At 32.4% G+C, this 8,459-nt stretch carries 8 protein-coding genes and 1 pseudogene; 6 read left to right on the top strand and 3 right to left on the bottom strand.

The window, feature by feature from the left end; translation table 11 throughout:
- The 5 genes and pseudogenes from CD150_RS07525 to CD150_RS07505 all read left to right on the top strand — a co-directional run.
- Positions 1 to 696, top strand: a pseudogene (locus CD150_RS07525) (FtsW/RodA/SpoVE family cell cycle protein); the annotation flags it as partial.
- Entirely contained in the window at positions 693 to 1,277 is a 585-nt protein-coding gene (locus tag CD150_RS07520; protein ID WP_073345280.1) for a phosphatase PAP2 family protein, read from the top strand. The pseudogene CD150_RS07525 and the gene CD150_RS07520, both read left to right, overlap by 4 nt.
- 73 nt (positions 1,278 to 1,350) lie before the next feature.
- Complete coding sequence (locus CD150_RS07515) at positions 1,351 to 1,818, top strand: nucleoside deaminase (RefSeq protein ID WP_073345276.1); 468 nt, start codon at positions 1,351 to 1,353, stop codon at positions 1,816 to 1,818.
- A gap of 311 nt (positions 1,819 to 2,129) precedes the next feature.
- Complete coding sequence (locus tag CD150_RS07510) at positions 2,130 to 2,528, top strand: hypothetical protein (protein ID WP_046207108.1); 399 nt, start codon at positions 2,130 to 2,132, stop codon at positions 2,526 to 2,528.
- Positions 2,529 to 2,585: 57 nt separating this feature from the next.
- Positions 2,586 to 2,903 (top strand): general stress protein, encoded by a 318-nt coding sequence (locus tag CD150_RS07505; protein WP_103161464.1) that lies wholly within the window; start codon positions 2,586 to 2,588, stop codon positions 2,901 to 2,903.
- A 138-nt stretch (positions 2,904 to 3,041) separates the two neighbouring features.
- Here the strand turns inward: CD150_RS07505 and CD150_RS07500 are convergent, their stop codons facing one another.
- Positions 3,042 to 4,445: an MDR family MFS transporter gene (locus CD150_RS07500; protein WP_046207106.1), complete on the bottom strand. Its 1,404-nt coding sequence runs from the start codon at positions 4,443 to 4,445 to the stop codon at positions 3,042 to 3,044.
- 265 nt (positions 4,446 to 4,710) lie between these two features.
- Positions 4,711 to 5,607, bottom strand: coding sequence for a DUF5996 family protein (locus CD150_RS07495; protein ID WP_081370538.1), 897 nt, complete (start codon positions 5,605 to 5,607; stop codon positions 4,711 to 4,713).
- 276 nt (positions 5,608 to 5,883) lie between these two features.
- Between CD150_RS07495 and mbcS the strand changes: the two genes are divergently transcribed.
- Positions 5,884 to 7,461, top strand: a complete 1,578-nt coding sequence (mbcS, locus tag CD150_RS07490; protein ID WP_073345266.1) for an acyl-CoA synthetase MbcS — start codon at positions 5,884 to 5,886, stop codon at positions 7,459 to 7,461.
- 140 nt (positions 7,462 to 7,601) lie between these two features.
- Here mbcS and CD150_RS07485 read toward each other — a convergent pair whose 3' ends face one another.
- Positions 7,602 to 8,213, bottom strand: a complete 612-nt coding sequence (locus CD150_RS07485; RefSeq protein ID WP_073345262.1) for a YIP1 family protein — start codon at positions 8,211 to 8,213, stop codon at positions 7,602 to 7,604.
- Positions 8,214 to 8,459 lie beyond the last annotated feature (246 nt).

The following is an 8,459-nucleotide window of genomic DNA, read 5'->3' as shown; positions in this document are numbered from 1 at the left end:
ATATTAGGTATTGGTTTATTGCTTGTGTTGATGCAAGGAGATCTAGGCGGAACGTTACTAACAGTAGCTATTATTGGTTGTATATTAATATACTCAGATATAAAAAATAAAATTAAATTTCAAATTATGGGAATTACACTCGTGCCATTAGTTATTTATGGAATTTATACACTGATTTTTGATTCTAAAAATTTATATAGACTAAAAAGGATAAAAGTGATGTTAGATCCGTTTAAATATGAAGATAATGATGGTTATCAATTAACGAGTGCCTTAACCTCGATTGGCAATGGTGGACTGACGGGTAAAGGTTTAGGCAATGGGATAGCCAAGTTAGGGTATTTACCATAACCGCACACTGATTTCATATTTACTGTTATTTCAGAAGAGTTAGGACTACTTGGCGTACTATTCACACTTACAATTTATGGTTATCTCTTAGTAAAAGGGCTTATTTATGCGAATAAAACAAATAATCAGTTTTATAAATTGATATGTGTTGGCGTGGTTAGTTACATATTTATGCAAGTTTTTATTAATTTAGCTGGTGTGTCTGGTATTATTCCATTAACTGGTGTGACTTTGCCGTTATTGAGTTATGGTGGTTCTTCCATGTTGAGTATCAGCATAGCGTTTGGTGCACTCTTAGCAGTGGCTAGAAGAATTAACAACGAAAGAAAGGATACTGTAAAATGAAGCATATTTTAAAAATTACATCGCCAGTTATTTTGCTTATTGCTATATTGATTAGTATTGCAATAGGTATAGCAAAACCCGTAGACCAAACTGTATATAATATGTTACATACATATTTAAACACAGATATTATAAAACGATATCTCTATTTTGTTTCAGTTATTTTTGACCCTAAAATTTGTTTGATTTTAACAATATGTGTTTTAGTTGGTTTGTTTTTCTATCATAAATTTAAATTTTTGTGGTATGGCTTTTGGTGCTTTTCAGTATTTTTAATAGGTACGTTTATGAAGTATGTCATTCAACGACCGAGACCAACCGCATATTTTGAAGGTTATAGTTTTCCCAGTATGCATGTTTTAAGTGTGTGCATATTGGTAAGTCTAATATTATTAATAAAAAGGAATAAAATATTATATTGTATAGCAATTATTTTAGTAGCTTCAATCATAATTTCCCGTATTTACGTGGGCGCCCATTATTTTACTGATACTATGGGGAGTTTATTAGTCATTTCAGTTATGATTCAATCACTTAATTACAATAGTCATGTAAGCGGAAAACTAGATAAAATCGAATAATTTGCTAAGCTAAATGCTAATCTATAAATTAATTTTTGATTAATACATGTGATGATGGAGGAGGGGTATTTAATTGAATTATGAAAAATATTTAAATAGGTCAATCGAGCTTGCCGAGGAAGCGTTAAATTATGGTAATGAACCTTTTGGCTCACTATTAGTGGATGTTGAAGGTAATGTTTTATTTGAAGATTATAATAGAATCAGTAGCGGAGATGCGACTGAACACCCTGAAATTGCGATTGCAAAATGGGCAGCAACTCATCTTACGCTTGAAGAAAGAAAGCATACAATTGTTTTTACATCAGGAGAGCATTGCCCGATGTGTGCGACTGCACATGCACTCGTTGGTTTAGATAAAATTGTATATGTGAGTTCCTCAAAACAATTGAGTCAATGGTTGGAAGCTATCAATGTTGCGCCGGCACCTTTTAAAAATTTACCTATTGAAAGCGTAATTAGAGATGCGAATGTTGAAGGACCTTTCGAAGCCTTGTCGCCTAAAATTGAATCACTACATCTTCGGTATCATCAACAATAAATGAAAATATGAATCCTCTCTGGCAGTTAATAGCTGAAGGGGGTTCATATTTTTTTGCATAAATAAATGTTTTTCTTTTCCATTATAATTATCACTAAGGCATTTAAAATTATAGATGGATGTAAAGTGTTGGTTTGCGTTGTATTGTATGTAATTTTTATCATTGTTTTTCGTTAAATGTCTATAAAATAAAATAGCTTTAATGACTGTGATAAAAGCTTTTGGCATGTTTAAGAATATGCAAAATGGGAAAATTATGCGTAATATCGTAATAACACAACTAAGGTGTTAGTGATAAGGGGGACATTCTGATGAGCACGTTAATTTTTCTATTAATTATAGCTGTAATCATTATAATTTATTTACTAGTGAAACAACGTTTTGCTAAAGATTTTAAAGATCAAAAGCATAAACGTTATAGAGAGAAACGAGTGATTGATTTTATTCATAGTGCGTATAAAATTGAAAATATTGAAGCAATTCACCGGAAAAATGATCATTTAGAGCTGATTTATCATCGTAAAACGTTAGATGTAAAAAATGAACAAGTTATTTTTGTCGACGAAGCAAATCAGGAAGATGTCGAGACGAACTTCACCCTAAAAGAAGAGGATGAAAGAGAAGATTTATTTGATAAAATTTTAGAGAACACCTATTTTTATATGACAAAAGAACGTTTCGATCAGTTAATGATTCAGTCTAAAGCGTAATAATTAATATGAACTTGTGAATGATGATGAAGGACATTTTAAGAGGAGGTCTTTCTTATGAAACCAGTAGTTAAAGCTTATAAGAATGATAGTGAATTAGAAGTAAATGTTGCAGCATTACAGGATAAAGGTATCGGTAATCAGGACATTTATGTATTATCATTGGATAAATCTCGAACTGATAAAATTGTAGAAGATACGAGTATTTTAGGAATAGATATAAAAAAAGAAAATGATTCTGAAAGAGATGCATTGAAAAGAAAATTGATTGGGCTAGGCGTAGATGAAGGTGAAATCGCATCTTTTAAAAGTGATATGGATGACGGCAAAGTGTATTTAATTGTTACTGATTCAAGAGTTAGAGGACTATTGTAAAATTTTGAAGGAGAAAGACATTGCTTTATGGCTGTAAGCAAACAAAAATGCAATGCAGCTCATGTTTTGAAAAACTTAAATGCTGAGATTTATCAATAATATCGATAGTCTAAACATTGTATTGTTATTTACGCATGTTTATAAGGTACGACGTTTTGGTTTGCTATCGTCCGTAAGTTTAAATGATAGTAGTAATCCAATAGCTGATATAACTGTAGCAACGATAAATGTTACGTTAACACCGTGAATAATACCGGTAATACCATCTTGAGGTATTGCTGAAACTGACATTAAAGTAATAAAGACTGCAGTACCAATAGCACCAGCCATTTGTCTGAAAGTGTTATTCATGGCAGTACCATGTGCGATTAGCTCATTTGGCAGTTGGTTTATTGCTAATGTCGTCATCGGCATCATAACCATAGCAATTGAAACCATTCTCAATGCATTTGAAGTAGCGAGATACGTAAATGTTGTATGCTCTGTTAACATTGTAAATGGTAATGTTGAAACAACTAGTACGAATAAACCGATTCGAGCGAGCCATTTACCTCCAAATTTATCGAATAAGTAACCAGTTATTGGGTTCATCATACCCATAATAATTGCACCTGGTAGTAATACTAAACCAGATTTTAAGGCTGAGTATTGTAGCATATTTTGCATATAAAGTGGCAAGATGATATTTGTTGCAATCAGCACACCAAATACAAACATACTTAGTATCGTACCTAACGTATAAATTCCGTAATTAAATACTCTAAACTCAAGCATAGGTTCTTTTAAATTTAATTGACGGCGAATAAATATAACGAGTGAAACGATACCAACGATGAGTGGTGCAATAAATTGAACACTAGTCCAACCTGCCTCACCAACAGAACTGAAACTATATAGTAAGCCACCAAATCCGAGTGTAGATAAGATAACTGAAGCAATATCTAGTTTTGGATGTGTTGTTTCTGTAACGTTCTTCAATAGGAATATAGAAGCAATAATAATAATAATCGCGATAGGGAATACAACATAGAAGACACTTCTCCATGTGAGGTGTTCGACTAAGATACCTGATAAAGTAGGTCCAATAGCTGGAGCAAATGCGATAACAAGTCCAAATAGACCCATTGCTGTACCGCGTTTTTCTTTAGGGAAAGTTAAAAATAGTATTGTTTGCATTAGTGGCATCATGATACCTGCGCCTGCTGCTTGTAGGACACGTCCGATTAATAGCATTGAAAAGTCAATACCAACTGCACATAACAACGTACCGACTGCAAAAATACTCATTGCAGTTAAGAATAACTGCCTCGATGTAAAGCGTTCAATTAAAAATGCAGTTACAGGAATCATAATTCCGTTTACTAACATAAATATAGATTGTAACCATTGTACTGTACTTTCTGAGACCTGGAGATCTTTCATTATTGGTGGTAATGCCGTTCCAAGTAAAGTTTGGTTTAAAATTGTTATAAAAGCCCCTGATAATAGTACGATAAACAGAGGTATTCTTTTTTCAACATGGAAGTTTCCAGTTTCTGTCAATATACTCACTTCTTTCTTAACAAATTACACATCTAATTATTATAGCACTCGAATCGTCGTAAATCTAAAAGTTGAACTTATTTTTTCAAATTTATCTGTGATAAGTTTGAAATATTGTCATGAAAGGGATTTCTTAAGTTGAGTATATATTAATTCCACTCTGTTATACATCAAAAGTTGTATAAAAATATAAATGAGGGTGAGACATGATTGACGTCTCATACCCTCGATTTTATTAAAAGTAACTGTATTTAGTTAAAAATGATTATCTATTATTTAAATGGTTTGGTTTCATTTTTAAAGGAGAAAAAACATAATCGACATTATTCCAATTTAAAAAATCTGCGAATTTAAGATAAGATGCTTTGAAAAATTGAGTGATTGTATCAATGTCATGATGTTGTTGGTATTCAATCAGATATTCCATTAATTGTTTATCGAAATAACTATCTTTAGGAAATCGATCGTCAGTATCAAATGGCTGATCTGCAAAAGGATATGGCAAGACAAAGAAGGTTGGTCCTTCAAACTGATCATCACCAAACCAAAAGCCAAATTCAATCATTTCTTCATCAAAAGCTGCACGTTCAATAACCTTGCTATCATCTTCAAATGGTGCTGGTTGGTCTTTGACGATCATACAAGAAATATCAAAAGTCCCCCAAAATAAACCTGGTTTAGATTTTCTTACTCTTAGCCCATTAACGAAGTTTGCTTCAGCATGATAGGCGAATTTCATTAATGCTAATGCTTTTTTGGCAATTTTATCATCATAATGATGATGTTCTGTGTCATTTTCAAATGGTATCGGGTTTGCTACTTCTTGTGGTAAAGTATTGATTTTTAAATGAATATCTGACTGGTTTAACAGTTTTTCAATTTCGTTATAATAATATTGTATAGTTCTTCCATTTTTTAAGGTAATGTCATGCACGTTTTGATCAACGACGACTTCAATGTGGTGTTGTATCAGGTTAACGTTTAACGAAAATGTATGTGTTTCATAACTTAACATACCAGTTGAAAAGCCTTGGACATCTATATTTAGCGTCACGTGTGACCACTGGGGCTCTTGATAACTTGCTTCTAATTTATATTTACCTAATATCTGTGATAATAAATGTAGTGTGTCTTTTTCATTTTCCCAATCTTTAAAATTCATAATACGAATACCACCTCATATATTATTTGCTATAAATTTTATACCACAGAAACTAAAGTTGAAACACAATATAAAAATGCTTGTATCAAGTATATTAAAGTATCATTTGTTATAATGATACAATGATAAAGATATATGAACTAATCAAGTATGTGCTAAGTTGTAGTTCATTACAAAATGAATGTGAACGCAATGCTATTTTCTGAATAATCAAAATACAACTTGATATTGTCATGTATATTGTAAAATTAATCACCGAAATAAGGAGAGTAACCAATGAATAAAGCAGATTTAATTGCTCCAGAAACATATAATATAGTTAGCGAAATTGAAAAATATGCAAATGATCCGTCCAAAAAAGCGATTATTTTTAATGATCAAACTGGTAAAGAACGAGATATAACGTATAACCAACTGATAAAAAATGCAAACAAAATTGGTCATGTATTTTTAAAATATGGTCTGAAAAAAGGTGATAAATTATTAATCATGATGCCTCGTGCGATTGAGACATATGAAGTATATTTAGCCGCGTGGAAATTAGGTATTATCATTGTACCTAGTTCTGAAATGTTGCGTACTAAAGATTTACAATATCGTATAACACATGGTGAAATTAAGGCAGTTGTAGCCACAGGCGATAGTATCGAAGAGTTCAAAGGCGTTCAAGAATATGACTCATTACTTAAATTTATCGTTGGCAGTAAGGTTGATCATTGGATTAACGTTGAAGAAGCGCAAACTGATGCTTCAGATACACTTGATATAGAAGCAACTTCAAGAGAAGATATTGTTTTATTATCATATACATCAGGCACAACAGGTAATCCGAAAGCAGTGGTACATTCTCATGGTTGGGGCTATGCACATTTACAGATGGCTCCGAAGCATTGGTTAAGCATAACTGAAGATGATATCGTATGGGCGACAGCAGCACCGGGCTGGCAAAAATGGGTATGGAGTCCATTTTTATCAATCATGGGTTCAGGCGCAACGGCATTTGTTTATAATGGTAAATTTAATGCTGAGAAATACCTCGAATTACTAGAAACGTATCAAATCAATGTGCTTTGCTGTACGCCAACTGAATATCGTTTAATGGCAAAATCCCCTGATTTAACAAATTATAATTTGTCACATTTACATAGTGCTGTATCTGCTGGGGAACCATTAAATAGAGAAGTTGTTGATAAATTTCAACAAAACTTTAACTTAACTGTTAGAGACGGCTATGGCCAGACAGAAAGTACATTGTTAATCGGTTTCTTAAAGGATACAGAAGGACGTCCTGGATCAATGGGTAAAGCTATCCCAGGCAGTTATGTTACGGTTATCGATGAGGATGGTAATCCTGCACAACCCAATGAAATAGGCAATATTGCAGTGCCGTTAGACTTACCTGCTTTATTTAAAGGCTATTATAAAGATGAAGCACGTACTGCAAATCCACAAATTGGCGAGTACTTTATTACTGGTGATTTAGCAAAAATGGACGCGGACGGTTATTTCTGGTTTGAAGGTAGAAGAGATGATATTATCATTAGTTCTGGCTATACTATCGGACCATTTGAAGTAGAAGATTCATTGACAAAACATCCATACGTAAAAGAATGTGCAGTCGTAGCGAGTCCACATGAAATCAGAGGGAATATCGTCAAAGCTTTTGTCATCTTACAAGATAACGTTACAGGTGATGAAGCAGTTGTTAAGGAATTACAAAATTTCGTTAAACAAGACGTAGCACCTTATAAATATCCGAGAGCAATTGAATTTGTAGATGATTTACCTAAGACTAACTCAGGTAAAATTAGACGAATTGAATTAAGAGAAGCGGAAAAAGAAAAATATTTATAAATCAATGATGATTCATTTGAAAGCAAGCGCCTATCATACTGACAATAATAATGATGGGCGCTTGTTTTGTGTGTGAGTAGTGTTATATCAAAATAAAAACATGGAACCGAGTGTTCCATGTTTTTTAGCAAATATATGTATTATTGGAAACTTGCTCCTATTAAGGCAAATCCAATGGATACAATGATGTATGCAATTGCCCAAATAATTGAAGCTTTTTTAGACAAACGATTCGTCGCAAAGAGCATAATGCCAAATACATATGCGCTGATTAGTGTTTGTAAGTTAAATGCGCCTAACATTTGGTTGCCTTTATCAAAGACATTTAAGCTTGCAATATTATAATCAGTAGGAGATAAACCAGCAATCCATTGGATTAATGCAACAATTAAACCTACGATGCCAGTAATTATAGTAAAACTTAATGTTGCAGAAAAGATAGGTTTTGCGGTTGCATCAGATTTCATTATTTTAGAAATAACTAAAAAGATTAAAAATGTAATACCAATACCAAAAATGCCACCAATTAAACCAGCGATGATGCCACCAATTAAACCAATCGTTTGCATATTACCCATATCTTGAGCACTTGCACCTGCATCTTGATAAATTTCATTGTAATCGATAGATAATGCGCTAACAGTTGTTGAGAGTGCAATGACTACGATTGCAATGATTAATTTGAGTCCCCATTTAGGTTGTTCGCGTAATTTTGAAAAATGTTGTGCGAATGGTAAGTTAGAATTTTCCATGAATCCCTTGCCCCCTATATATATTATTTTCCAAAGCATAACATTACCTACAATATTTTAAAACACTTTTAAGAAAAATTTTAAATAAAATTAAAAAAATAAAATCTTTTCGATTACTATTGCTGATATTACAATATTGTTAGGTATATATTTATCAAAAAATATTGTATATAAAATAATGTTATGCATTATATTTTTTGTTGTGTGATTATGATAGTATCTAAAATGAATAATAATTTAAAGGAG

The organism is Staphylococcus ureilyticus, assembly GCF_002902235.1.
GTDB classification, from domain to species: Bacteria; Bacillota; Bacilli; order Staphylococcales; family Staphylococcaceae; genus Staphylococcus; species Staphylococcus ureilyticus.
Note: the sequence above shows the minus strand (reverse complement) of the source record. Positions and strands in the feature narration are given on the sequence as shown.

Coding starts and splice junctions, on each gene's coding strand:
- CD150_RS07520 (WP_073345280.1), top strand. CDS start 693: ATGAAGCATATTTTAAAAATTACATCGCCAGTTATTTTGCTTATTGCT.
- CD150_RS07510 (WP_046207108.1), top strand. CDS start 2,130: ATGAGCACGTTAATTTTTCTATTAATTATAGCTGTAATCATTATAATT.
- CD150_RS07505 (WP_103161464.1), top strand. CDS start 2,586: ATGAAACCAGTAGTTAAAGCTTATAAGAATGATAGTGAATTAGAAGTA.
- CD150_RS07495 (WP_081370538.1), bottom strand. CDS start 5,607: ATGAATTTTAAAGATTGGGAAAATGAAAAAGACACACTACATTTATTA.
- mbcS (WP_073345266.1), top strand. CDS start 5,884: ATGAATAAAGCAGATTTAATTGCTCCAGAAACATATAATATAGTTAGC.
- CD150_RS07485 (WP_073345262.1), bottom strand. CDS start 8,213: ATGGAAAATTCTAACTTACCATTCGCACAACATTTTTCAAAATTACGC.